The organism is Aquamicrobium sp. NLF2-7 (assembly GCF_022359935.1).
In the GTDB taxonomy this organism is placed as follows: Bacteria; Pseudomonadota; Alphaproteobacteria; order Rhizobiales; family Rhizobiaceae; genus Mesorhizobium; species Mesorhizobium lusatiense.
The window spans coordinates 1,873,456-1,897,776 of sequence record NZ_JAKSED010000001.1; the positions used below are offsets into that span (position 1 = coordinate 1,873,456).

26 protein-coding genes are annotated in these 24,321 nt (G+C 63.7%); 11 read left to right on the forward strand and 15 right to left on the reverse strand.

Going from position 1 to position 24,321, the window contains the following annotated elements; genetic code table 11:
• The first annotated feature begins 35 nt into the window (after positions 1–35).
• Both MIC97_RS09305 and MIC97_RS09310 read left to right on the forward strand, forming a co-directional pair.
• Positions 36–1,301 (forward strand): Glu/Leu/Phe/Val dehydrogenase, encoded by a 1,266-nt coding sequence (locus MIC97_RS09305; RefSeq protein WP_183824833.1) that lies wholly within the window; start codon positions 36–38, stop codon positions 1,299–1,301.
• Between the two features lie 94 nt (positions 1,302–1,395).
• Complete coding sequence (locus tag MIC97_RS09310; RefSeq protein WP_183824836.1) at positions 1,396–2,037, forward strand: LysE family translocator; 642 nt, start codon at positions 1,396–1,398, stop codon at positions 2,035–2,037.
• On the opposite strand, the gene MIC97_RS09315 is transcribed toward MIC97_RS09310, so the two are convergent.
• The 5 genes from MIC97_RS09315 to MIC97_RS09335 all read right to left on the reverse strand — a co-directional run bounded on the left by MIC97_RS09315 (position 2,009) and on the right by MIC97_RS09335 (position 5,582).
• On the reverse strand, positions 2,009–2,500 hold the full coding sequence (locus MIC97_RS09315; RefSeq protein ID WP_239799793.1) for a hypothetical protein: 492 nt from the start codon (positions 2,498–2,500) through the stop codon (positions 2,009–2,011). The genes MIC97_RS09310 and MIC97_RS09315 overlap by 29 nt on opposite strands.
• Entirely contained in the window at positions 2,497–3,729 is a 1,233-nt protein-coding gene (gene rlmN, locus MIC97_RS09320) for a 23S rRNA (adenine(2503)-C(2))-methyltransferase RlmN (protein ID WP_239799794.1), read from the reverse strand. Before rlmN ends, MIC97_RS09315 begins: the two co-directional genes overlap by 4 nt.
• Before the next feature lie 227 nt (positions 3,730–3,956).
• Positions 3,957–4,460 (reverse strand): invasion associated locus B family protein, encoded by a 504-nt coding sequence (locus MIC97_RS09325; RefSeq protein WP_239799795.1) that lies wholly within the window; start codon positions 4,458–4,460, stop codon positions 3,957–3,959.
• Positions 4,461–4,821: 361 nt separating this feature from the next.
• Entirely contained in the window at positions 4,822–5,184 is a 363-nt protein-coding gene (locus tag MIC97_RS09330; RefSeq protein WP_239799796.1) for a YkvA family protein, read from the reverse strand.
• Positions 5,185–5,285: 101 nt separating this feature from the next.
• Positions 5,286–5,582, reverse strand: coding sequence for a 4a-hydroxytetrahydrobiopterin dehydratase (locus MIC97_RS09335; protein ID WP_239799797.1), 297 nt, complete (start codon positions 5,580–5,582; stop codon positions 5,286–5,288).
• A gap of 52 nt (positions 5,583–5,634) precedes the next feature.
• On the opposite strand from MIC97_RS09335, the gene MIC97_RS09340 reads away from it, so the two are divergent.
• Positions 5,635–6,147 (forward strand): low molecular weight protein-tyrosine-phosphatase, encoded by a 513-nt coding sequence (locus tag MIC97_RS09340; RefSeq protein ID WP_239799798.1) that lies wholly within the window; start codon positions 5,635–5,637, stop codon positions 6,145–6,147.
• On the opposite strand, the gene thpR is transcribed toward MIC97_RS09340, so the two are convergent.
• Together thpR and MIC97_RS09350 are read right to left on the reverse strand one after the other, a co-directional pair.
• Positions 6,057–6,647 (reverse strand): RNA 2',3'-cyclic phosphodiesterase, encoded by a 591-nt coding sequence (thpR, locus tag MIC97_RS09345; RefSeq protein WP_239799799.1) that lies wholly within the window; start codon positions 6,645–6,647, stop codon positions 6,057–6,059. The two genes, MIC97_RS09340 and thpR, sit on opposite strands and share 91 nt — an antisense overlap.
• Before the next feature lie 118 nt (positions 6,648–6,765).
• The gene (locus MIC97_RS09350; RefSeq protein WP_239799800.1) at positions 6,766–7,422 is read right to left on the reverse strand and encodes an arylesterase; all 657 of its coding nucleotides are present in this window, start codon (positions 7,420–7,422) and stop codon (positions 6,766–6,768) included.
• Between the two features lie 75 nt (positions 7,423–7,497).
• Here MIC97_RS09350 and MIC97_RS09355 point away from each other — a divergent pair, with 75 nt between their 5' ends.
• From MIC97_RS09355 to MIC97_RS09370, 4 genes are all read left to right on the forward strand, one after another.
• A complete protein-coding gene (locus tag MIC97_RS09355) occupies positions 7,498–8,217 on the forward strand; it encodes an ABC transporter ATP-binding protein (protein WP_239799801.1) in 720 nt (239 codons plus the stop codon).
• On the forward strand, positions 8,217–10,766 hold the full coding sequence (locus MIC97_RS09360) for an ABC transporter permease (protein WP_239801078.1): 2,550 nt from the start codon (positions 8,217–8,219) through the stop codon (positions 10,764–10,766). The genes MIC97_RS09355 and MIC97_RS09360 overlap by 1 nt, the downstream gene beginning before the upstream one ends.
• Positions 10,767–11,026: 260 nt before the next feature.
• The gene (locus MIC97_RS09365; protein ID WP_183824865.1) at positions 11,027–11,806 is read left to right on the forward strand and encodes a Bax inhibitor-1/YccA family protein; all 780 of its coding nucleotides are present in this window, start codon (positions 11,027–11,029) and stop codon (positions 11,804–11,806) included.
• Between the two features lie 104 nt (positions 11,807–11,910).
• On the forward strand, positions 11,911–12,468 hold the full coding sequence (locus MIC97_RS09370; protein WP_239799802.1) for a GNAT family N-acetyltransferase: 558 nt from the start codon (positions 11,911–11,913) through the stop codon (positions 12,466–12,468).
• 3 nt (positions 12,469–12,471) lie between these two features.
• Here the strand turns inward: MIC97_RS09370 and MIC97_RS09375 are convergent, their stop codons facing one another.
• The 3 genes from MIC97_RS09375 to acnA form a co-directional block, all read right to left on the reverse strand.
• Positions 12,472–12,858 carry a DUF2794 domain-containing protein gene (locus MIC97_RS09375; protein WP_183824871.1) on the reverse strand — a complete coding sequence of 129 codons (387 nt, stop codon included), beginning with the start codon at positions 12,856–12,858 and terminating at the stop codon, positions 12,472–12,474.
• Between the two features lie 442 nt (positions 12,859–13,300).
• Complete coding sequence (locus MIC97_RS09380; protein WP_239799803.1) at positions 13,301–14,080, reverse strand: thioredoxin family protein; 780 nt, start codon at positions 14,078–14,080, stop codon at positions 13,301–13,303.
• 164 nt (positions 14,081–14,244) lie between these two features.
• Positions 14,245–16,935 (reverse strand): aconitate hydratase AcnA, encoded by a 2,691-nt coding sequence (gene acnA / locus MIC97_RS09385; protein ID WP_345773543.1) that lies wholly within the window; start codon positions 16,933–16,935, stop codon positions 14,245–14,247.
• Between the two features lie 285 nt (positions 16,936–17,220).
• On the opposite strand from acnA, the gene ccmA reads away from it, so the two are divergent.
• From ccmA to MIC97_RS09405, 4 genes are all read left to right on the forward strand, one after another.
• The gene (gene ccmA, locus MIC97_RS09390; RefSeq protein WP_239799805.1) at positions 17,221–17,835 is read left to right on the forward strand and encodes a heme ABC exporter ATP-binding protein CcmA; all 615 of its coding nucleotides are present in this window, start codon (positions 17,221–17,223) and stop codon (positions 17,833–17,835) included.
• A gap of 69 nt (positions 17,836–17,904) precedes the next feature.
• Positions 17,905–18,570 carry a heme exporter protein CcmB gene (ccmB, locus tag MIC97_RS09395; RefSeq protein WP_239799806.1) on the forward strand — a complete coding sequence of 222 codons (666 nt, stop codon included), beginning with the start codon at positions 17,905–17,907 and terminating at the stop codon, positions 18,568–18,570.
• Positions 18,571–18,721: 151 nt separating this feature from the next.
• A complete protein-coding gene (gene ccmD / locus MIC97_RS09400) occupies positions 18,722–18,895 on the forward strand; it encodes a heme exporter protein CcmD (protein WP_183824883.1) in 174 nt (57 codons plus the stop codon).
• Positions 18,892–19,467 (forward strand): DsbE family thiol:disulfide interchange protein, encoded by a 576-nt coding sequence (locus MIC97_RS09405; RefSeq protein ID WP_239799807.1) that lies wholly within the window; start codon positions 18,892–18,894, stop codon positions 19,465–19,467. Before ccmD ends, MIC97_RS09405 begins: the two co-directional genes overlap by 4 nt.
• On the opposite strand, the gene MIC97_RS09410 is transcribed toward MIC97_RS09405, so the two are convergent.
• The 5 genes from MIC97_RS09410 to dapF form a co-directional block, all read right to left on the reverse strand.
• Positions 19,458–19,625 carry a DUF1127 domain-containing protein gene (locus MIC97_RS09410; RefSeq protein ID WP_183824889.1) on the reverse strand — a complete coding sequence of 56 codons (168 nt, stop codon included), beginning with the start codon at positions 19,623–19,625 and terminating at the stop codon, positions 19,458–19,460. The two genes, MIC97_RS09405 and MIC97_RS09410, sit on opposite strands and share 10 nt — an antisense overlap.
• 160 nt (positions 19,626–19,785) lie before the next feature.
• Positions 19,786–20,445: a septation protein A gene (locus MIC97_RS09415; RefSeq protein WP_239799808.1), complete on the reverse strand. Its 660-nt coding sequence runs from the start codon at positions 20,443–20,445 to the stop codon at positions 19,786–19,788.
• A gap of 57 nt (positions 20,446–20,502) precedes the next feature.
• Complete coding sequence (ftsY, locus tag MIC97_RS09420; RefSeq protein ID WP_239799809.1) at positions 20,503–22,032, reverse strand: signal recognition particle-docking protein FtsY; 1,530 nt, start codon at positions 22,030–22,032, stop codon at positions 20,503–20,505.
• A 13-nt stretch (positions 22,033–22,045) separates the two neighbouring features.
• Complete coding sequence (mtaB, locus tag MIC97_RS09425; protein WP_239799810.1) at positions 22,046–23,359, reverse strand: tRNA (N(6)-L-threonylcarbamoyladenosine(37)-C(2))-methylthiotransferase MtaB; 1,314 nt, start codon at positions 23,357–23,359, stop codon at positions 22,046–22,048.
• On the reverse strand, positions 23,359–24,240 hold the full coding sequence (gene dapF / locus MIC97_RS09430) for a diaminopimelate epimerase (RefSeq protein ID WP_239801079.1): 882 nt from the start codon (positions 24,238–24,240) through the stop codon (positions 23,359–23,361). Before dapF ends, mtaB begins: the two co-directional genes overlap by 1 nt.
• Between the last annotated feature and the right edge of the window lie 81 nt (positions 24,241–24,321).

A 24,321-nucleotide genomic window follows, 5' to 3' on the forward strand; every position in this document is an offset into this window, starting at 1 on the left:
CGCATCATTACCACCCGAACTGACAGGATCATATGATGGCGGAAGAAAGTCTTCTTGATAGCGCACTGGTACGTCTGGACGATGCCGCAAGGCACCTCAATGTCGACGCCGATGTCATCGAGAAGCTGAAATATCCGCGAGAGACGACCAAAGCCCGCCTCATGATCCGCATGGACGACGGTTCGCGAAAATCCTTCCTGGCATGGCGATGCCGCTATGACGACACCCGCGGCCCGACCAAGGGCGGCATCCGCTTCCATCCCGACGCGACGGCCGAAGAAGTCGAGATGCTGGCCTTCTGGATGACGTTCAAATGCGCCGTGATGAACCTGCCCTATGGCGGCGGCAAAGGCGCCGTTCAGGTCGACCCGCGCCAGCTCTCCAAGGCCGAGCTGGAGCGCCTGTCGCGCGCTTACATTCAGGCTTTCGCCGGCATTATCGGGCCGGACCGCGACATTCCCGCACCCGACGTCTACACCAACTCCATGATCATGGGCTGGATGGCTGACGAGTACAGCCAGATCGTCGGCAAGAGCTCGCCTGCCGTCATCACCGGCAAGCCGCTGGCGCTCGGCGGCTCCGTCGGCCGCGGCGACGCCACCGCGCGCGGCGGCTACTATCTGGTGCGGCATCTGGCGCAGGAACTGGGCCTGAACGGCAAGCTTCGCATCGCCATTCAGGGCTTCGGCAACGCCGGCCAGTACATCGCCTCGCTGCTCGCCGGCGACGGCCACACGATCGTGGCCGTCTCGGATTCCGGCGGCGCCGTGCATTCGGCAGAAGGGCTGAGCCTCGACACCCTGATGGCGGCCAAGAACGATAACCGTTCGGTCGTCTACACTGCCGGAAAGGATGGCCATGAGGCCATTGCCGCCGACGATCTGGTCGGCGTCGACTGCGATATCCTTGTGCCAGCGGCGCTGGAAAACATGATCCACAAGCACAACGCCCACACCGTGAAGGCGCGTCTCGTCCTGGAACTCGCCAACGGCCCGGTAACGCCCGAAGCCGACGAGATCCTCGCCGAACGCAACGTCGTGGTGCTGCCCGATATTCTGGCCAATGCAGGCGGCGTCACCGTCTCCTATTTCGAGTGGGTGCAGAACAAGCAGGGCTATTACTGGGAGCTGGAGGAAATCCACACCAAGCTGCGCACCATCATGGAGCGCGAAGGCCGGGCCATCTGGCAGCTTTCGGTCGACCGGGGCACCACGCCGCGCACGGCCGCCTATGTCCACGCGCTGAACCGGCTGGCTGAAGCGATCGAGGCCCACGGCACGCAGAGCTATTTCGACAGCTGACCCCATCTCGAACTGCATTCGCAGATCGGATATAAGAGGGCGTCGCGCAATGCGGCGCCCTTTTCTTTTGCGCTTCTCTCAGGCAGGCCCGCCCATGAATTTCATTCCCGACGCAACCGTGATGGTGCAGTTCGCCATCGCCACCGTTGTCCTGACGATCACCCCGGGCCCGGACATGACCCTGTTCGTCGGACGGGCCCTGTCGCAGGGAAAAGCCGCCGGCTTTGCCTGCGCCTTCGGAGCCATGACAGGCATCGTCTTCCACACCGCGCTGGTGGCGCTCGGTCTGTCGGCCCTGATCGTGGCCTCACCGCAGGCCTTCTTCGTGCTCAAGATCGTCGGCGCGCTCTACCTGATCTGGCTCGCCTTTCAGGCGATCCGTCATGGATCGGCCTTCTCGCCGGAGGTGACCGGCAAGGCGCCGCGCTCGCTCGCCCGCAACTGGGCGACAGGGCTGGGCATCAACCTGCTGAACCCCAAGATCATCCTGTTCTTCATGACCTTCCTCCCGCAATTCGTATCGGCGCACGATCCCCATGCGCCCGGCAAGCTGTTCTTCCTTGGCCTGATGTTCATCCTCATTGCGCTGCCGTTCACTGCGACCATGGTGATCGCGGCGGACCGTCTGGCAAACCTGCTGAAGAAGAGCCCGCGCATCACGCGGCTCACGGATTATCTGTTCGCCGGCGTGTTCTCGGCCTTCGCGATCAAGATCCTGACGACTCAGGCGAAGTAGGCGGAAGCCGGTCGCGGTTGCGCCCACGCCAGTCCGGCGTCCACATGCCGGACACCAGCCAGTAGGCCAGCCCGCCGACAAGCCCGCTGCCGATCATCGCCAGAAGGATGGCGGTGTCTTCGGAACCATCCGCCTGTCCCGTCCCTCCGTAAAACAGCCCGGCGAATGCCGCCGCAACAACCCCGCCGGCAATCGCATAGAACAGCCAGTCGCGCCGACCGAGAAACTCGCCCACGACAATGGCGACAGCCGCCGGCCAGAAGTTCAGATGAGCGATGAACAGGGCAAAGATCGGCACGGCCACGACCATGCCGGCATTAAAGGTGGAAAGCTCCTGTTCCTGCGCCAGCCCGGACCAGCCGAGAAACAGGACGTAGAGGAATAAACTGGCGGCGAGGCAGGCGGCCGCATAACCGGCGACCACCGTCGCAAAGCGAAGCAGGACCCTCAGCAGATCGCTCAAGCCTCGCCGTGCCCGGCGATCATCATCGCCTCCAGCGCCAGCCTGTCCACCTTGCGCATGCGCTCCGATTCCGACTTGAGCTGGCCGCAGGCGGCGAGAATGTCGCGCCCGCGCGGCGTGCGGATCGGCGAGGCATAGCCGGCGGCGTTGATGTAGTCGGCGAAACGCTCGATCGTCTCCCAGTCCGAGCACTGGTAGTTGGTGCCCGGCCACGGGTTGAACGGGATCAGGTTGATCTTGGCCGGAATGCCCTTCAGCAGCTTCACCATCTGCTTTGCGTCTTCGAGGCTGTCATTGACGTCCTTGAGCATCACATATTCGAAGGTGATGCGGCGCGCATTGGACAGGCCCGGATATTCGCGGCAGGCTTTCATCAGCTGTTCGAGCGGATACTTCCTGTTGATCGGCACCAGAAGGTCGCGCAGATCGTCGTTCACAGCATGCAGCGAGATCGCAAGCATGACGCCGATCTCCTCGCCGGTGCGGTAAATCTCCGGCACGACGCCGGAGGTGGAAAGCGTGATGCGCCGCTTCGACAGCGACAGCCCGTCTCCGTCGGAGGCGATCAGCAGGGCCTTCTTCACCGCCTCGAAATTGTAGAGCGGCTCGCCCATGCCCATCATGACGATGTTGGACACCTTGCGTCCTTCCGCCGGCACGATGGCGCCTGCCGGCGTATCGGTGTCGGGAAAGTCGCCCAGCCGGTCGCGCGCGGTGAGCAATTGCGCCAGAATTTCCTCGGCGGTCAGGTTGCGCACCAGCTTCTGGGTGCCAGTATGGCAGAAGGAGCAGGTCAGCGTGCAGCCGACCTGACTGGAAATGCACAGCGTTCCGCGCCCCTCTTCCGGGATATAGACGGTCTCGATCTCGACCGGGCGACCCGCGCCGCGCGGCGGAAAACGGAACAGCCACTTGCGCGTGCCGTCGTTGGAGATCTGCTCCTCGACGACTTCCGGTCGCGCAACGGTGAAACTGCGATCCAGCGCGGCGCGCAGATCCTTGGAGATGTTGAACATCTGCGCGAAGTCTGAAACGCCGCGCACATAAAGCCAGTGCCAGAGCTGCTGCACACGCATCTTCGCCTGCTTTTGCGGCACGATACCGGCCTCGACCAGCGCATCAGCCATTTCCTCGCGCGACAAACCGATCAGCGACGGCTTCTCAGGCGCTGGACGAATGCGCAGCGCATCGCGCGCGCCGGCAGGAATGAGATCGAATGAAAGGCTCATGATGCCCAATATAGGTGCTTTGCGGCCGATTGCAGCAGCAGATCCGGGATGAAGCGCGCCCGATAGCACAAGTTTGACCCGGAGTCATCGCCCCCAAAAGACAGGGGCCCCCAAGTCATGCCCCCAAAGTCAGGGCCCGCACTCATGGCCCAGTGTCGTCACATGTGCCGCGAACAAAAAAGCCGGGCCCAAAGGACCCGGCTCGCATTCCGATTGGCGGAACAGGCTTACTTGCAGCTGGCGATGGAGCCGAGGGCCGCGGAAATGCCCTTGAGCGAGAACACGTAGCTGGTGGTGTTGCCGCGTCCCGACTTCGCCTGCACCTTCATGTCCGCGCCGGCGCGCATGGCGGCGATGAGCTGCGGCTCGTCGGCGGCATTCTCGACCCATGCGGACTTGCCGCGCGTGAACATTGTGAAGGACCTGTCGCCCACGCTGACGGTAACCTTCGAGTTGGCCTGAAAATCATAGCCTGCAATGAATTGCGGCTCGTAGCTGACCTGCTGTCCCGGGCGCTGCGACACGAAGAAGAACATGTCGCCATGATTGAGCGTCGGAGGCTGCTTGTCGGTGGGAACGGTCAGCACGTAGCAAACCTTGCCGCCGGAAGCCTGATAACTGTAGGTGCCCCACGCATTGTGCTGGCCAATCTTGGTCGCTTGCTGGGCCAGAACGGGCGAAGCCGTGGCGAGCATGATCAGACCAGAAACTGTAGCAATCAATCGGCGCATTGTGATTCCCATATTCCAAACAGTGGGGAGCAGGCCGGCGTCTCGCCCTGCCCGATCTCTTCAATTTGATTTAATCTGGGTTACCAAAGCGTGAAGACCGCAAAAGAAAATGGACTTCCGCCATAGAAACCGCCGCCATCTCCGCGCTTTTCCCGCAATTTGTCGTTTTGCGGGGTCCGGCGCGACGTCCCTGCCGGCGACTTGGACTGGAGGAAAAAGGCAAGAATTTGACTTTTATCCAAATTGAACGCGAAGCGGCCCCGGAACCGGAGTTCGGGGGCCTGCCAAACCATCGTAATAAAGCATGTCGCCCGAAAGCGTGACGCGGTTTCGGGAAAACGACATGCTTAAGAGATTGAAATCAGGCGTCTTCGGCCAATGCGTCTTTCGCAGCCGCCTTATGGGCGGGGGTGATGTGCGTCCTGACAGCGGCGATTGCAGCGCTCAGCACCGCAATGTCATCGGTGAAGCCAAGGCCGAAGATCACATCGGGGATGGCATCCACCGGCAGCACGAAGTAGCCGAGCGCAGCAATGAGAATGCCCTTGGCTCTCAGCGGCGTATTGGCGTCCAGTACGCAATAGTAGGCAGCGACGACATCTTCCATGAACGGAACTTGGCGCGCGGCTCTTTTGGCGGTGCGCCAGAATTTTTCGCGCACCTCCTGTTCGCCGCCAACCTTGTCCGCGAAGCCGAAGAGATCGAAAACGGTCCTTTCAGCCATGTGCCAGCATCTCCTTCAAACGGCCCGCCTTCTGCCGGCCCTTGCCGGTAATGTGGTGGGGCGAAGGGCGCGGTGCAAGATTTTCGCGTCTCAAACAGGGTTCAGGCGCCGAAAATCCGGTCGATGCGGCGCGCGAGGCCGAAGTCGAGTTCAGTGAGCCCGCCCGCAGCATGGGTGCTGAGCCGGATATCGACGGTCTTGTAGACGTTCGACCATTCCGGGTGATGGTCCATTTTCTCCGCCGCCAGCGCCACCCGCGTCATGAAGGCGAAGGCTTCGGAAAAATTGCCGAAGCTGAAACGCCTTTCGATGGCCAGCCGGTCCTCGCTCAGCGCCCAGCCGGGACGTTCCTCAAGCGACGTGGTGATGGCGTCCGGTGCCAGTTTCTCTCGTGCCATGGCCTGTTTCCGTGTTATCCGCGTGGAACAACTGAACATAGGGCCTGCCGTGATGGACGCCAAACCGAAAAGCTCGATCCTGTTCGTGTGCCTCGGCAACATCTGCCGCTCACCGCTGGCGGAGGGCGTTTTTCGCACTGTTGCCGCAGAACGGGGGTTCTGTGACCTGTTTGTGCCGGATTCTGCCGGAACCGGCGGCTGGCATGCCGGGTCGCCACCCGATCCGCGCTCCATCGCCGTGGCCGCGCGCTATGGCGTCGACATTTCGGGCCAGACCGCGCGGAAGGTCGATGCCGGGGATTTTTCCCGCTTCGACCTCATCCTTGGGATGGACCGCTCCAATGTGCAGGACCTGCGCCGCATGGCACCGCAGGACGCACAGGCGCGCATCCATCTCTATCTCGACTACACGCTGGGAACCGTGCGCGACGTTCCGGACCCCTATTATGGCGGGGCGGACGGCTTCGAGAAAGTCTACCGCATGATCCGCGAGGCGTCGGAAGCACTGTCGACGCGGCTTACCGCGACACTGCCGGTCAGCGGCCAGGCTTCCTCGACGATATAGGGTCCGCCACCCACCGAATCGCGTGACGACATCAGCACGAAACGGCCGACCTTGAAGGGCGTGGCGGAGAAATTGCCGCGTGCCGACAGGTAGCGCGCCACCTCGGCGGGGTTCGAATTGCGCAACCTTGCCAGCGTCACATGCGGGGTGAACTTGCGCGGATCGGCACCTATCCCGAGGCGCTGGCAGATGCGGTCGATCTCCGCCTGCAGAGCGGAAAGATCCGGCGAGGCCGTAACCCCCGCCCAGATCGAGTGCGGCTTCTTCTGGCCGAAGGCTCCAACCCCGGTGAGCGCCAGCGTGAAGGAAGGCCGGCGCACCCGGTCGAGCGCGTCGGCTATGTCGTCGGCCACATGGCCCTCGACATCGCCGATGAAGCGCAGCGTGATGTGATAGTTTTCGACGTCGATCCAGCGGGCGCCGGGAAGGCCGCCCCGCAGCAGGGAGAGCGATAGCGCGGCATCACGCGGAATTTCGAGAGCGGTGAAAAGACGCGGCATGGCATAGCCTCCTGTCCTCGAATCGAAACCCTGTATGTCAGCGGACCACCGATAGAACGGTTCGGCAAGCTAATTATTCGGCCTCCGCCGTTTCCGCTGGGGAAAGACAAAACCGTGGTCAGTCCTTCGGCAGCGCTGCAATCGCCTTCTCGACGGTGGGCAGGATCCGCCCGACGATCGTGCGGATACCGTCGGCGCTCGGGTGCATGCCGTCCTCGCTCAGCAGATCCTGCTCGGCGGCGACGCCGTCGAGAAAGAACGGATAGAGGATGACGCCGTGCTTCTGCGCCAGGTGCGGATAGAGCGAGCCGAAGGCCTCGCCATAGGCATGGCCGAGATTGGGGGCGGCCACCATGCCCGCCAGCAGCACATCGATGCCGCGCCCCTTCAGCCGCGCGAGCATCTCGTCGAGGTTCTTTTCGACGATCGCCGGATCGATGCCGCGCAGCATGTCGTTGGCGCCGAGTTCGAGAATGACCAGATCGGTCCCGTCCGGCACCGACCAGTCGAGACGGGCGAGCCCGCCGCTGGAGGTGTCGCCGGAAACGCCGGCATTGGCGACAACCACGTCATGGCCCCTGGCCCTGAGAGCATCCTGCAGCTGCTCGGTGAAACCTTCGCCCGGCCCCAGCCCGAAACCGGCCATCAGGCTGTCGCCGAAGCCGACGATCTGCACAGCATCCGCCCGAGCCGGGACGGCAAATGAAAACATCGCCCCGACAAACATCGCGCACCACACCGAGGCAGGAAACAAAAACGTGTATTTGAAAGCCATGCTTTTGCCCCCATATGTCCGATGCATTCTCGCTTAAGGGCGTTTGCCCTTCCCTCCATATAGGATCAATCCGTTTTGACAAAAGCCGTCATCGAACTGGAAAACGTATCGCTGACGCTGGGCGAAGGCGCATCCTCGGTGCATGTGCTGAAGGGCATCGATCTGACCGTCCGGGAGGGCGAGATCGCCGGTATCGTCGGCCCCTCCGGTTCCGGCAAGTCGACGCTGCTGATGGTTCTGGCGGGCCTCGAGCGCGTCGACGACGGCCGCGTGACGATGGCCGGCATGACGCTGAACGGCAAGAGTGAGGACGAGATCGCCGCCTTCCGCGGCCGCAATATCGGCATCGTGTTCCAGTCCTTCCACCTCATTCCCAACATGACGGCGCTGGAAAACGTCGCCGTGCCGCTGGAGCTGGCCGGCCATCCGGAACCCTTCAGGGTGGCAGAGCAGGAACTGGTGGCGGTGGGCCTTGGCGAACGCCTGACCCACTATCCGGGCGAGCTTTCCGGCGGCGAGCAGCAGCGCGTCGCCATCGCCCGCGCGCTCGCCCCTTCCCCGCCGATCCTGATTGCCGACGAGCCCACCGGCAATCTCGATCAGGCGACGGGCCGGCAGATCGCCGACCTCCTGTTTTCCAAGGCAGCCGAGCGCGGCATGACGCTGGTGCTCGTCACTCACGATCCGGCACTTGCCGCGCGCTGCTCGCGCCGCATCGCCATGCGCTCCGGCCGCATCGAGAGCGGGGAGACGGAGGATAGCGGGCCCGCGCTGGCTGCGACGGCGATCGCATGATGACGATGTCCCGCCAGCTTGCGCTTGCCTGCCGCTTTGCCCTGCGCGAAATGCGCGGCGGCCTTTCCGGCTTCGCCATTTTCCTCGCCTGCATTGCGCTCGGCGTTACAGCCATCGGCGGCGTCAATTCCGTCGCCCGTTCGATCAGCGACGGCGTGGCAGCGCAGGGCCAGCCTCTGCTCGGCGGCGACCTGCGCTTCCGCCTCAGCCAGCGCGAGGCGAACAGCGCCGAACTCGGCTTCCTGAAAGCTGCAGGTGACGTGTCGGCCAGCGCCAGCATGCGCTCCATGGCCCGCCTGCCCGACAGCTCCGATCAGGCGCTGGTCGAGGTCAAGGGCGTCGACAATGCCTATCCACTTTACGGCACGCTGGAGACACAGCCGGCTTTGGCGCACGAAGAGCTTTTCAGCGAGAGCGCCGGCGCCTTTGGCGCTGCCGCGCCCGACCTTCTGTTCGAGCGTCTTGGGCTGAAGGTCGGCGACCGCGTCATGCTCGGCAACGCGACCTTCGAGCTGCGCGCCGTTCTGATGAGCGAGCCGGATGCCGTTTCGGAAGGTTTCGGCTTCGCCCCGCGCCTGCTCGTCTCGCTGGAAGGGCTGCAGGCTTCCGGCCTTGTCGTGACGGGCAGCCTTGTCGAACATTCCTACAAGCTGAAACTGGAGCCCGGCGCCAGCGATGCCCGGCTTGCGCAGGTGGAGGCACAGGCGCGCACAGCCTTCCCCGAAGCCGGCTGGTCGATCCGCAACCGCTCCAATGCCGCCCCGGCGCTTTCAGCCAATATCGAGCGCTTTTCGCAGTTTCTCACGCTGGTCGGCCTCACCTCGCTTGTGGTCGGCGGCGTCGGCGTCGCCAATGCGGTGCGCGCCTATCTCGACGGCAAGCGCGGCGTCATCGCCTCCTTCAAGAGCCTTGGAGCCTCCGGCCGCTTCGTCTTCACCGTCTATCTCGTGCAGACGCTTCTGATCGCGGCGATCGGCATCGCCGCCGGCCTCGTGCTGGCCGTATTGATGCCCTTTGCCGCCTCCGGCGCGCTGCAGGCAGTCATTCCCGTGCCGGCGGAAGCGGGCATCTATCCGGGCGCACTCGCGCTTGCCACCGCCTTCGGGCTGCTCGTCACGCTGGCCTTTGCGCTCATGCCGCTCGGCCGTGCCCGCGATGTGCCGGCCACCGCCCTGTTCCGCGAACTCGGCTTCGAGGCGCGAGGGCGGCCGCGGTTCGTCTATCTCGCGGCCACCGCAGTCATCGCCCTGTCTCTGGCCGCACTTGCCATCTTCACGGCCCACGACCGGCGCATCGCCGTCACCTTCGTCGGCGCGGCGGTGCTGTCCTTTCTCGTCCTGCGCCTCGTGGCATGGCTGGTGCAATGGCTGGCCAGAAGGGCGCCGCGCGTGCGCTCCACTTCGTTGCGGCTGGCGGTCGGCAACATCCACCGGCCGGGCGCGCTCACCCCCTCGGTGGTGCTGGCGCTGGGGCTCGGCCTCACGCTGCTCGTCACGCTGGCGCTCATCGACGGCAATCTGCGCCGCCAGATTTCCGACAGCCTGCCGGAAAAGGCACCCAACTTCTTCTTCGTCGACATACAGGCCGCCAACGTCGAGGCCTTCTCCACGCTCATTGCAAGGGAAGCGCCTCAGGGCACACTGGTGAAAGTGCCGATGCTGCGCGGTCGCGTCACCGCGCTAAACGGCACCGATGTGCGCGAACTGGACATTCCGCCGGCCGGCGCATGGGTGCTGCGCGGCGATCGCGGCCTCACCTATGAGGCCGAGCAGCCGCGCAACGCCTCCCTGACGTCGGGAAGCTGGTGGCAGGCCGATTACACGGGCGAGCCATTGGTTTCATTCTCCGCCAAGGAAGGCGAGGAACTCGGCCTCGCGGTCGGCGACACGGTGACAGTCAACGTGCTCGGCCGCAACCTCACGGCGCGCATCGCCAATTTCCGGCAGGTGCAGTGGGAAACGCTCGGCATCAACTTCGTCATGGTGTTCTCGCCGAACACATTTGCGGGCGCGCCGCATAGCTGGCTGGCCACACTTTCCGACGACACGGCCACGGTGGCGGACGATGCACGCATCCTCAACGCCGTAACCCGCGCCTTTCCAGCGGTGACGACGGTGCGCGTCAAGGATGCGCTCGACATCGTCAACCAGCTCGTCGGCGAGTTGGGCACGGCGATCCGCGCCGCCGCCGGCGTGGCGCTGATCTCGTCGGTGCTGGTGCTGGCCGGCGCGCTTGCCGCCGGCAACCGCGCCCGCATCCACGACGCGGTGGTGCTGAAGACGCTGGGCGCCACGCGGCGCACGCTGATTTCCGCCTTTGCGCTGGAATATATGCTGCTCGGCCTCGCCACCGCCGTTTTCGCCCTCGCGGCCGGCGGCGTGGCGGCGTGGTATGTCGTCACGCAGATCATGACGCTGCCCTCGCAGTTCTCGGTCGAGGTCGCGCTCGGCACCATCGTTCTGGCGCTGGTACTGACCGTCGGCATCGGCCTTGTCGGCACATGGAGGGTGCTGGGACACAAGGCGGCACCCGTTTTGCGCGACCTGTGAATCACCGGCCGCGCGAAAAAGAGCCGCTCCGGCGCGGAAAGAGCACAGCAGAGCTGCCGGCCAGCCCTGCATTAACCATAGGGGCCGGCGCAGATCAAAAATTCGCGATTTGGGGCCTCACGAACGATTTCCTCCGGTTACGGGTCTTGTTCCGGACAAAAAGAACCCTCATATTCCGGGCAGGCATGCTGGAGGCCCCGCCAGCGGCGCCTGGGCACGCGCCCGACACCGGACGGGGCAAGAAGCAACAGAGGACTACAATGGCTGACCCCCTTCACAATTACCAGACGCGTACGGCCCCCTACGGCCGCGCCGACATGGCTATCGACGAGGGCCTGCGCGCTTACATGCTGCGCGTCTACAACCTGATGGGCATGGGCCTGCTGATCACCGGTCTTGCGGCCGTCGCCACCATCATGCTGGCCACGACCAATAACCCGGCCGCAGCAGTCGCCACGCTGCCGAGCGGCCAGATGCTGACCTCTTTCGGCTATGCCATCTTCGCATCGCCGCTGAAGTGGGTTGTGATTCTCGCTCCGCTGGCCGCCGTGTTCTTCCTGTCGTTCCGCGTCCAGTCGATGAGCGTGGGCGCGGCTCAGCTCACCTTCTGGGTCTATGCGGGACTGGTTGGCCTGTCGCTTTCGTCGGTGTTCCTGATCTACACCAGCGCCTCGATCACGCAGACCTTCTTCGCCACCGCGGCCGCCTTCGGCGCACTGTCGCTCTACGGCTACACCACCAAGCGTGACCTGACGGCCATGGGCTCGTTCCTGATCATGGGCCTGTTCGGCCTGATCATCGCCATGGTCATCAACATCTTCCTGCAGTCTTCGGCCCTGTCCTTCGCGGTTTCGGCCATCGGCGTGCTGATCTTCGCCGGCCTTACCGCCTACGACACGCAGAAGATCAAGGAGATGTACTACGAGTCCGACGACGCCGACGTGGCCGGCCGCAAGTCGATCATGGGCGCCCTGACGCTCTATCTCGACTTCATCAACCTGTTCATGTTCCTGCTCCAGTTCATGGGCGACCGCCGCTGAGCGAAGGCAACGAACGAAATGAAAGGGCGGCCCACCAGCCGCCCTTTTCTTTTGCCTCATGACCGCGCATATGTTCCTCGGCTCCAGCATCCCGGACACATCAGATGATACGCACGGCGACCCCGGACGATCTTGCCTCGATCACGGAAATCTACCGTGACGCCGTTCTCAACGGTACCGCCACCTACGAGCTTGAACCGCCCTCGTTGGAAGAAATGCAGGGCCGTTTCGAGGCGCTGCGCGCCAGCGGCTATCCGTTTCTGGTCGCAACGGACGACAATGGAACCGTGCTCGGCTACGCCTATGCCGGTCCCTTCCGGGCACGCCCCGCCTATCGCTTCATCGTCGAGGATTCGATCTACATCTCCCCTGAAGCCAAGGGGCGCGGCCTCGGCACCGCCCTGATGCGCGAACTCATCGAAGAGGTGCGTGAACTGGGCTTTCGCCAGTTCGTCGCCGTCATTGGCGACGGCACACCAGACAGCCCGTCGGTGCGCCTGCACGAGAAGCTCGGCTTCCGCCACACCGGCAAGCTCGAAGGATCGGGCTACAAGCACGGCCGCTGGCTGGACACGGCCTTCATGCAGCTTGAGATGAACGGCGGCGCAAAACAGCCGCCGGATCCTGACTCATGGCCGGAAAAGGCTCTGAAGGACGGCTGAGCCTTACGCCTTCACCAGCTTCAGCCTGTTGTCGAAAACCCCCAGCACCCGCGCCAGCTCGTGCCCCCGCTTGAGGATGCGCCCGCCCGCGGCGATCACCGAAAAAGCGCCCTGACGCTTCGCCAGCTTCGGGTCCTTGACGATCTGGAAAAGGGGCACCTCACTGGCGCGCCGGTAGACGGAAAAGATCGCGCGGTCCTCCAGATGATCGATGGCGTAGTCCTTCCACTCATTGGCCGCGACCATGCGTCCATAGAGCCGCAGGATCAGGTCGAGTTCGCGGCGATCGAAGGAGACCGGCATGCCGAGGCGCTCGCGGCGCGCCTCCTGAAGCGGGATGAGTATTGCGGAAGCGTCTCCTTCTCCCGCGCCCGCACTGCCTTCGCTCATGCCAGATTCCTTGCAAATGCAACTGCAATCCTGACAGGTTCGCCCTTTCCGGCAGCAATTGCAAGTACGCCGGCTATCGTGGCCCCGGACCGGGAACAGGGGGGTGCTTCTGGATTGTCGGGACGTCTTGTGAAAAATGGGAAGCGGGTCTGGCAATCGAAACGATGCCTCCAGACTGTTCGTTCAGCGTAAACCGGCGCTTACATTTGTGAAAGCCTGTAGAAATTGGTGATCTTTCGTCACATTTTCGCCACTTTTTATCCGCGCTTCCGCCCCATTGTGAAACGACTCTGTGCTCGTTGCCTGAGACGGTTCGGTCCGGCACTTGCCTGTAACCCCCAAGCCCCCCGCCCACGGGCCTGAGTCGGATCGAACCAACCTCGGCATGCCCGCCGAGCCGGCCTCTCCCTCACAAATCCTGTTTCTCTGAAATTCCTGCGGCTCAGCGCTTCGGGCTGTTGATGACCGCCGCCCCGATGATGGGGCCCGGCAGCCCATCATTCGCCACCGATTGCAGCAGCACGGCGCATCCGCCTTTCTTCATCACTTCACTGGCCGGCAACTCGTAGCGAAGCGCCTTGCCATGCCACATGCCCGCGGTCTGCATGGAAGAAACCGCGTTCCAATATGTCATCTCGCGGCCGCGGTTGCGTCCCCGGCCGATCTCCACGGTCTGCGGCGGCTCGAAATAGGCAAGCACCAGATGCGCCGTATCCGGCAGGTCGGAACCGGCTTCCGCCTCCCCGGTTTCGATGACCACGCCATCGCCCTCGCGCGCCACGCGGATCGGCACCACCATGCCGTTGCCGGAAGACTTCAGCATGCCCATGGCCCCCTGAACCGCGTTGCGGTTCGCGCCATTGACATGGGTTCGGCCATTGATCACCGCCTGTGGCGTATAGATCGATCGCGCCCCGAAGGCGCGCATATAGGCATACTGGCGCTCGGTATTATCCTTCGTGCTCAGCGTGTCATGCCAGCCTAGATAGTCCCAGTAGTCGACATGATAGGCGAGCGCGATGACATCGTCCTTACCGGCCAGCTCGGCAAAGAACTTGTCGGCCGGCGGGCATGAATTGCACCCTTGGCTCGTGAACAGCTCCACCACCCCGACGGGCTTTGCGAAACCGGATGTTTCGCTTTCCTGCGCCGTCACCTGTCCAGAAACTGCCGACAAGGCGACTGCAAACAGACAAAGCCGCACAAATGTTCTGACTGGCATAGCAATTTCCGAACCTGCCGGCTTATCCGGCTTTGTTTTATGCACCTACCTGTTTGGCAGATGTGGCGCTCACCGCAAAGTCACGTTGCGGTGAGCCATTCCTGCGTAAAAGCAAAGGGCCGCCGGTTATCCCGGCGACCCTTTATTTCTGCACTGCTGAACGATCAGGCAGCGAGATCGCGCAGCACGTACTGCAGGATGCCGCCGTTCTTGTAGTAGTCCAGCTCATCCAGCGTATCGATGCGGCACAGGATGGGAACGTCCTTCACCGAACCATCGGCATAGGTGATCTTCGCCACCATCTTCTGGCGTGGCCTGATGGTCTCCACGCCGTCGATCTCGACCAGCTCGTCACCCTTGAGGTTGAGCGAGGCCCACGAGGTGCCTTCCTCGAACACGAAGGGGATGATGCCCATGCCGACGAGGTTGGAGCGGTGGATGCGCTCGAAGGACTGGGCGATCACGGCGCGCACGCCGAGCAGGTTGGTGCCCTTGGCCGCCCAGTCGCGCGACGAGCCGTTGCCATATTCGACGCCGGCGAAGATGACCAGCGGCACACCTTCCTTCTTGTACTCCATGGCGGCGTCGTAGATCGACATCTCTTCCTTGGAAGGATAGTGGATCGTGTAGCCGCCTTCCTTGCCGTTCTCGCCCAGCATGTGGTTGCGGATGCGGATGTTGGCGAAAGTGCCGCGCATCATCACTTCATGGTTGCCGCGGCGCGTGCCGTACTGGTTGAAGTCGGCAACGTTCACGCCATGGTCGAGCAGGTATTTGCCCGCCGGCGAAGCAGCCTTGATCGAGCCTGCCGGCGAGATGTGGTCGGTGGTGATCTTGTCGCCGAACAGGCCGAGAATGCGAGCGCCCCTGATGTCGGACACCTTGCCAGCACCCTTGCTAATGCCCACGAAATAGGGCGGGTTCTGAACATAGGTCGACTTGTCGTCCCACGAATAGGTCTGGCCTTCCGGCGCCTTCACCTTCTGCCAGTTCTCGTCGCCCTTGAAGACGTCGGCATATTTGCGGGCGAACAGCTCGCGCGTGACGTTCTTCTCGATGAACTCGTTGATCTCGGCCGATGTCGGCCAGATGTCGCGCAGATAGACCGGATTGCCGTCGCGGTCTTCGCCGAGCGGCTCTTTTGTCAGGTCCTTCGTGACGGTTCCGGCCAGCGCATGCGCCACCACCAGCGGCGGCGAGGCGAGGTAGTTCGCCTGCACGTCCGGCGAGACACGGCCCTCGAAGTTGCGGTTGCCGGACAGAACGGCAGCGGCGATCAGGCCCTTGTCGTTGATGGTCTTGGAGATGGGCGCCGGCAGCGGGCCGGAGTTGCCGATGCAGGTGGTGCAGCCGAAGCCGACCAGATTGAAGCCGATCTGGTCGAGCTCCTTCTGCAGGCCAGCCTTTTCCAGATACTCGGCCACGACCTGCGAGCCCGGCGCCAGCGACGTCTTCACCCACGGCTTCTGCTTGAGGCCGAGGCGGTTGGCGTTGCGGGCGAGCAGGCCGGCGCCGATCAGCACCGAGGGGTTGGAGGTGTTGGTGCAGGAGGTGATCGCCGCGATCACCACGTCGCCATGACCGAGATCATAGTCCGTGCCTTCGACCGCATAGCGCCTGTGCATATCGGCGGCCTTCTTGTACTCGGTCTCCATCGCCTGTGCGAAGCCGTCGGCAATGCCTTCCAGCGGCACGCGGCCTTCAGGACGCTTGGGGCCGGCCATCGAAGGCACGACGTCGCCCATGTCGAGTTCAAGCGTGTCGGTGAAGACGGGGTCCTGCGAGCTGTCGTCGCGCCACATGCCCTGCGCCTTCGAATAGGCCTCGACCAACGCAATGCGGCCTTCATCACGGCCCGACATTGTCAGGTAACGTACGGTTTCGCCGTCGACAGGGAAGAAGCCGCAGGTCGCGCCATATTCCGGTGACATGTTGCCGATGGTGGCGCGATCGGCCAGTGTCATGTTGGAGAGGCCGGGGCCGAAGAACTCGACGAACTTGCCAACGACGCCCTTCTTGCGCAGCATCTGGGTGACGGTGAGCACGAGGTCGGTGGCGGTGACGCCTTCCTTCAGCCTGCCGGTGAGGCGGAAGCCGATGACCTCCGGCAGGAGCATGGAGACGGGCTGGCCGAGCATCGCCGCCTCGGCCTCGATGCCGCCGACGCCCCAGCCAAGCACGCCAAGGCCGTTGATCATGGTGGTGTGCGAGTCGGTGCCGACGCAGGTGTCCGGATAGGCGGTGGTCGCGCCGTCCTCATCCTTCGTCCACACGACCTGACCGAGATATTCGAGGTTCACCTGATGGCAGATGCCGGTGCCGGGCGGAACGACGCGGAAATTGTCGAACGCCTGCTGGCCCCATTTCAGGAACTTGTAGCGCTCTTCGTTGCGCTCATATTCGAGTTCCACGTTGCGGGCGAAGGCCAGCGGCGTGCCGAACTCGTCAACGATGACGGAGTGGTCGATGACCAGATCCACCGGCACCAGAGGATTGATCTTCTGCGGATCGCCGCCAAGCGAGACGATGCCGTCGCGCATAGCGGCAAGGTCGACCACGCCGGGCACGCCGGTGAAGTCCTGCATCAGCACGCGGGCGGGACGATAGGCGATCTCGACGCCGGCGGCGCCTTTGTCATCGAGCCAGCTGGCCACGGCCTGGATCGATTCCTTTGTAACGGAGCGGCCATCCTCGTTGCGCAGAAGGTTTTCCAGAAGCACCTTCATCGAATAAGGAAGCCGGGAAACACCATCAAGGCCGTTTTTCTCGGCCTCGAGCAAATCGTAGTAGACATATTCGGTGCCGGCAGCGGTCAGCGTGCGGCGACAATTGAAGCTATCGAGAGATTTGGACACGTGCGATCCCATCCTAAAGTCGTTCAGCCTGATTGGGAACGGACTCCGATGGCATGCTCATCACGCGCAAAGGTGCGGGTACGGCCATTTCCGCTGTCCGCTCCCAGCGCTCGGGCCGTTCAAGGCGGCTCGCGCACCAGTTCGGCGCAATATGGTTTGCCTTCCCCGACCGCTGGGGTTGGTAAGCTGGATATAGTGAATATCCTGGAATAGTTCTAGACGGTGTTTGGGCAATTTTGACGCAGCTCCAGGTTGCGCGGCATGGAAATGACAAAAGGAGGTCCGATGCGGCTGATCGCCGAGAACCTTGCGGGCGAACGCGGCGGAGAGACCATCTTCGCCAATGTGGAGTTCGCACTTGAAGATGGCGAAGCGCTGATCGTCACCGGCCCTAACGGCTCGGGCAAGTCCACGCTGTTGCGGGTGGTCGCAGACCTTCTGCCCGCCACCGAAGGCAGCGTGCGCTTCGAGGGCGGCGGCGAGAAATGGCCCACCCCTTCGGCAGCCTGCCACTATGTCGGCCACCTCAACGCCATGAAGACGGCGTTGACCGTCAACGAGAACCTCGACTTCTGGCAACGTTTCGCCGGCGAACCGGCACTCGGCATCACCGAGGCGCTGGAGGAAGTGGGCCTCGGCCATATCGGCCACCTGCCCTTCGGCTATCTGTCCACAGGCCAGAAGCGGCGCGCCGCCCTTGCGCGCCTGCTGGTGAGCCGCCGGCCGGTCTGGCTGCTTGACGAACCGACCGCCGGCCTCGACAAGGCATCCGAGAAACGGCTGGCCGAAATGATGGAATGGCATCTGGACGAAGGCGGCATCATCGTTGCCGCCACCCACCTGCCGCTCGGCATCGAGGGGGTAAAATCTCTGGACATGGGAACTAGATCTCATGGGTGAACGCAGTGACACTGCAGCGGAGATGACTGCCGCCGCGCTGCGCCGGGGCGCGGCAGGAAACGCTTGGCTATGCTAGCTCTGTTCCTGCGCGACCTGCGCCTTTCCATGCGCGTCGGCGGCGGCGCGCTGACCGGCATCATCTTCTTCCTCGCCGTGATCGCCACCATCCCATTCGGCGTCGGTCCCGATCTCAACCTGCTTTCCCGCATCGGCCCGGCGATCCTGTGGATCGGCGCACTGCTGGCCTCGCTGCTCGGCGTTGACCGCCTGTTCCAGGCCGACCGCGAGGACGGTTCGCTCGATCTTCTGGTGCTGGAGGCAGACCGCCACATGCTGGCGCTGACCGTGCTGGTCAAATGCCTCGCCCACTGGACCGGCTCGGTGCTGCCGCTGGTGATCGCAGCCCCCCTGCTTGGCCTGTTCATGAACATGGAGCCGCTGGCGATCGGGGCCACGGCGCTTACCCTGCTTGCCGGCACGCCCGCCATCACCTTCATCGGCGCGGCCGGGGCTGCTGTCACCGTCGCCCTGCCGCGCGGCGGCCTGCTGATCTCCATCCTCGTGCTGCCGCTGACCATTCCAGCACTAATCTTCGGCGTATCGGCCAGCTATGGAGCCACGCAAAACCCTGCCCCGTTCCTGCAGCCCTTTCTCATTCTCGTGGCGCTGACGCTGTTTCTGGCCGTCATCGGGCCGCTGGCCGCGGCTCTGGCGTTACGCCGCAGTGCTGACTGATTGCATGGCGCAAAGCTGAGCGTTAAAGCTGTCCGGGACGGAGGGGCCGCCATGAAGCGGCCCCGAAGACAGGATTTGCTTCAAGGAAAGCAATGGCAATTCGAAACGACCAGCCATCCTTGATCGGAAACCGGACACAAGAGGTGCGGCAGTGACCACGCACGACCTCTATGTCGCGGCGGCCTATGGCATCGCCGTTCTGGTTCTGGGTGCCCTGATCGGCTGGATTTTACTCGATCAGCATGCCCGCCGCCGGGAACTGGCCGAACTGGAGGCCGCCGGCATCCGCCGCCGCTCGGACCGAAAAAAGACGGCAAAGCCATGAGTTCGGATACGCCGAGGCCCACGTCACGCCGGCTGTTCGTTCTGCTGCCGCTGGCACTTTTCCTGGCGCTGTGCGGCGTCTTTCTGGCGCAGCTCATGTCGGGCCGCGACATTTCCGAGATCCCTTCGGCCCTGATCGGGGAGCCCGCCCCCCACACCGGGCTGCCGCCATTGCCCGGAACCGACCTGCCCGGCCTTGATTCCGGAACCTTTGCCGGCAAGGTCACGCTGGTGAACGTCTTCGCCTCGTGGTGCGTGCCGTGCCGCGACGAGCACCCGATGGTGATGGAACTGAAACGCGACGGGCGCTTCGCCGTCACCGGCCTGAACTACAAGGACAAGCCGGCAAACGCGCTGAAGTTCCTGACCGAACTCGGCAATCCCTATACGGCCATCGGCATCGACGAGAACGGGCGCGCCGGCATCGACTGGGGCGTTTATGGCGTGCCGGAAACCTTCCTTGTCGGCAAGGACGGCCGCATCGCCTACAAGCATGTGGGGCCGATCACGCCGGCTTCACTGGCGCAAAGGCTGATGCCCGAGATCGAGAAGGCGCTGATCGCTCAGCCGTAGATCTGCTGGCGGATCTGGTAGAGCATGTCGGCGCGGCTGGTGCGCAGATCGGCGAGGTCACGCTCGTCGAGACCGTTGATCTCATCGACCATCTGGCGATATCGCCGGTGCCTGGCGTAGCTGGCGCGGGCGCGGGTGATCAGGCTGGAGAGGCTCATGGAACATCCCTTTCCGCCTCATGAACCGAGGCGTGTTGTTCCTCCCTGACCTTCACATCATGCCACGATCTCGCTGCGGCGCAAAAGAATATGCTGCAACGCAGCAATGCGTTGAATGCATGGCCGGACGGTGTCCGGCGCTCCCGGATGCGGCGGGCGCTTACTTCTTGTCGGAAGGCTCTTCCAGCGAATGGCGCATGATCAGCGGCATCTGGCTCATGGTGAAGGCGATGGTGATCGGCATGATGCCCCAGACCTTGAACGCCACCCAGAAATCGGTCGAGAACATGCGCCACACGACCTCGTTGACCACGGCGAGAAACAGGAAGAAGACGCCCCAGCGCAGGGTCAGCTTGCGCCAGCCCTCGGCATCGAGGCGGAAGGCGGAATCGAACACGTAGCCGAGCAGCGATTTGCCGAAGGCCAGACCGCCAAGCAGGGTGACGCCGAACAGCGTGTTGACGATGGTCGGCTTCATCTTGATGAACAGCTCGTCCTGCAAATAGAGCGTCAGCGCCCCGAACACCAGAACCACGACGCCCGACACCAGCGGCATGACCGGCAGGGTTCGGGTGAGCACCCACGAGATGGCAAGCGCCAGCGCGGTCGCCGCCATGAACAGGCCGGTGGCGATGAAGATCGGCCCGCCGAATTCGGCCAGAACCGGGAATTTCCCGGCCAGCCATTCGCCCCGCGCATTGGCGAAGAAGAAGACCAGAAGCGGCCCCAGTTCCAGCGCCAGCTTGAGCAGCGGATTGACGCCGTCCCTGCCCGAATTCCGGGTTTCGGAAGGGTCACGCTCGAATAGGGGCTGGTTCATGGAGGCTCGCTACCTGTCACTTCGTTCGCTTGCACGTTTCATGCGCGATGTTGCGCCTTAACCGGTTCCGGCAATGGCTTTCGCGAAATCACCGGCCGAGAAGGGTTCGAGATCGTCCACCCCCTCGCCCACGCCGATGAAATAGACCGGCAGCTTGTGCTTCGCCGCGATGGCGACAAGAATACCGCCGCGCGCCGTGCCGTCCAGCTTGGTCATGACCAGACCGTTGACGCCGGCTACATTGCGGAAAATCTCGACCTGGTTGAGCGCATTCTGGCCGGTCGTGGCGTCGACCGTCTGCAACACCGTATGCGGCGCTTCCGGGTCGAGCTTGCCGAGCACGCGCACGATCTTCTCAAGTTCGGCCATCAGCTCGGTCTTGTTCTGCAGGCGGCCGGCCGTATCGATGATCAGCACGTCGGAACCGGCTGCCTTCGCCTGTTCGAAGGCGTCATAGGCGAGACCGGCGGCGTCGGCGCCGAGCTTCGTCGCGATCACCGGCGAGCCGGTGCGCTCGCCCCAGATCTTGAGCTGCTCGATGGCGGCCGCCCGGAACGTATCGCCCGCCGCCAGCATGACCGAGAGCCCGCCCTCGGTGAGCTTGGCGGCAAGCTTGCCGATGGTGGTGGTCTTGCCCGTGCCGTTGACGCCGACGACTAGAATGACATGCGGCTTGTGCGAAAGGTCGAGCTCCAGCGGCTTCGCGACCGGCCCAAGCACTTTTTCGACTTCCGTCGCCATGACGGCCCGTACATCCGCGTCGGACACATCCTTGCCATAGCGGCTTGCCGCCAGCGCGTCGGTAACGCGCAGCGCCGTCTCGACGCCGAGATCGGCCCGGATCAGCACGTCTTCCAGATCCTGAAGCGTCTCCTCATCCAGCTTGCGCTTGGTGAAGACGCCGGAAATATTGCCCGAAAGTTCGCGCGAGGAGCGGGAAAGCCCCTCCTTCATGCGCTGGAACCATGTTTTCTTCGGCGCCTCTACCGGCTCCGGCGCCGCTTCAGCCTTTTCCTCGACCTTCTTCGCCACCGTCACCTTGCCGGCAGCAGGCTTCGGCGCGGGCGCAACCTCCGGCCCGGCGGCGGGAGCAGCCGTTTCCGGCTCAACAGCCACCACAACCGGCTCTGGCTCTGGCTCTGGCTCTGGCTCTGGCTCTGGCTCTGGCTCTGGCTCTGGCTCTGGCTCTGGCTCTGGCTCTGGCTCTGGCTCTGGCTCTGGCTCTGGCTCTGGCTCTGGCTCTGGCTCTGGCTCTGGCTCTGGCTCTGGCTCTGGCTCTGGCTCTGGCTCTTGCTCTTTGAGCGAAGCCTGTGCCGGACCGGCAGGCAAGTCCTGATTTTCCGGTTCAGAGGCTGGTTCGGCCGAAACTTCCGGCGCGTCTGCCGGCGGCGCTTGTTCAGCTTTTGCGACTTCTACAGCTTCGGCAGCCGCAACGGACTCGCCAACCTCTGCCGATGCCAGTTCGGGCGCAACCTCCGGTGCGGATACGACATCCGTCTCCGGTGCCGGCGCGGTCTCCGCAGCCTTTTCGGCGGCTGCGTCCTTCTTGCCGAAGGAAAAGACTTTCTTGATGAAACCGAATGCCATGCTGTTTCCTGTCTCAGGCCGCGCGCGCGGCGAGCGGCACCGCCTGAAGCTGGGTGCCGTCATGGCCGGTCACCACCGCCTCGATGATCTCGCCGGGCTGGCCGGCTTCGATGGCGGCCAGCGTAAAGCCTTCGGTGCGGCCAAGCCCGTCACGCTCGATCAGGATCGATTGAGACGTGCCGGCAAGCGCTTCCAGATGCCGGCGATAGGCGGCCTCACCCACGGCGCGCAGCCGCGCGGCCCGTTCCTTGACCACTTCGCGGCGCACCTGCGGCATGCGCGCCGCCGGCGTGCCCTCGCGCGGGCTGAACGGAAAGACATGCAGATGCGTGAGGCCGCATTCCTCCACGATGTCGAGCGAGCGCCGGAACATCTCCTCGGTCTCCGTCGGGAAGCCGGCGATGATGTCGGCGCCGAACACGATGTCGGGGCGCAGCCTGCGCACTTCCGCACAGAAACGGATCGAATCGTCGCGCAGATGCCGGCGCTTCATGCGCTTCAGGGTCAGGTCGTCGCCCGCCTGAAGGGAAAGATGCAGATGCGGCATCAGCCGCTTTTCCGATGCCACCACTTCGAGCAGTTCGTCATCGGCCTCGATGGAATCGATGGAGGACAGACGCAGCCGCTTCACGTCCGGCACCTGCCGCAGGATCGCCTTCACCAGCCGCCCGAGCCTGGGCGCGCCTGGCAGGTCCGCGCCGTAGCTGGTCATGTCGACGCCCGACAACACCACCTCGGCATAGCCGTTGCCGGCCAGACGCTTCACCTGCTCCACCACGGCGCCCATCGGCACGGAGCGCGAATTGCCGCGTCCATAGGGGATGATGCAGAAGGTGCAGCGATGGTCGCAGCCGTTCTGCACCTGCACGAAGGCGCGTGCCCGTCCCTCGATGGCGTCGACCATGTGCGAGGCCGTCTCGCGCACGGAGAAGATGTCGTTGACCCGCGCCTTCTCGAACAGGTTGACGCCGAAATCCGGCAGCGCGCGATAGGAATGGCTTTTCAGCTTTTCCTCATTGCCGAGAACGAGATCGACCTCGTCCATGGCCACGAAATCCTGCGGTCCGGTCTGCGCCGCGCAACCGGTAACGATGATGCGCGCCTCCGGGTTCTCACGCCGGGCCTTGCGGATCGACTGCTTGGCCTGCCGCACCGCTTCCGCCGTCACCGCGCAGGTGTTGAAGATGATCGCACCGCCGGACAGCTCGCCCAGCCCCGCTGCGGAAGCCTCGCGGCGCATGACCTCGGACTCATAGGTGTTCAACCGACAGCCGAAGGTGACGACCTCGATGCCCTTGTCCTGCCGCATGGGTTCGTTGTCGCTCATCAGGCCGCGCTCTCGGCATCCCGCTGCCATGCGCCGGTGGCCGGATCGAAGGTGCCGGAAAACTCCCATTCGGCAGCACCCGTCAGGACAACATGGTCATCCTCGCGCCACGCGACATGAAGCTGACCTCCGGGAGCGGTCAGCGAAACGCTGCGCCCGGTGCGCCGGGTGCGCGCGGCACAAACCGCAGCGGCACATGCCGCAGAGCCGCAGGCTCTGGTCAACCCCGCCCCGCGCTCCCATGTGCGGATCGTGAGATGATCCGGTCCCGTCACCTGCGCGATGGTGATGTTGGCGCGCTCGGGAAACAGCGGATGATTTTCGAGCAACGGCCCGAAGCGGTCGAGCGCATAGGACCACACGTCCTCGTCGACCCAGAAGATGGCATGGGGATTGCCCATGGAGACTGCGGACGGAGAATGCAGAACCGGCGCGTCGATCGGGCCGACCTGCAATTCGATCATGCGCGTGTCGCGGAACTCCTCGGCCAGCGGAATGTCCTGCCAGCCGAACCGCGGCTTTCCCATGTCGACAGAGATCAACCCATCCTCATGCTGACGCGCATTGAGGATGCCGGCAACCGTCTCGAACGTGAAAGCGTCCTTGCCGGTGTCGGCCGCCAGCGCCTGCACCACGCAGCGCGTGCCGTTGCCGCAGGCCTGCGCGAACGAGCCATCCTGATTGAGGATCTCGATGAAATGGTCCGTACCCGGCGTACGCGCATCGTGAATGGCCATGATCTGATCGAAATGCGTGGCCGGATCGGCGGCAAGCGCAAGGGCCGCCTGCGGCGATACGCGGTCAGTGCGCCCGCGCATGTCCGCAACGATGATCTCGTTGCCGATACCGTTCATCCTGGCGAAGGGAGCCGGGCCTGACATGTCCATTTCGTTTCCAGCTTGTTCCAGCGCGCTATATGGCGGAAACAGCCGGGAATTACCAGTGCAGTCCGGACGGGCCAT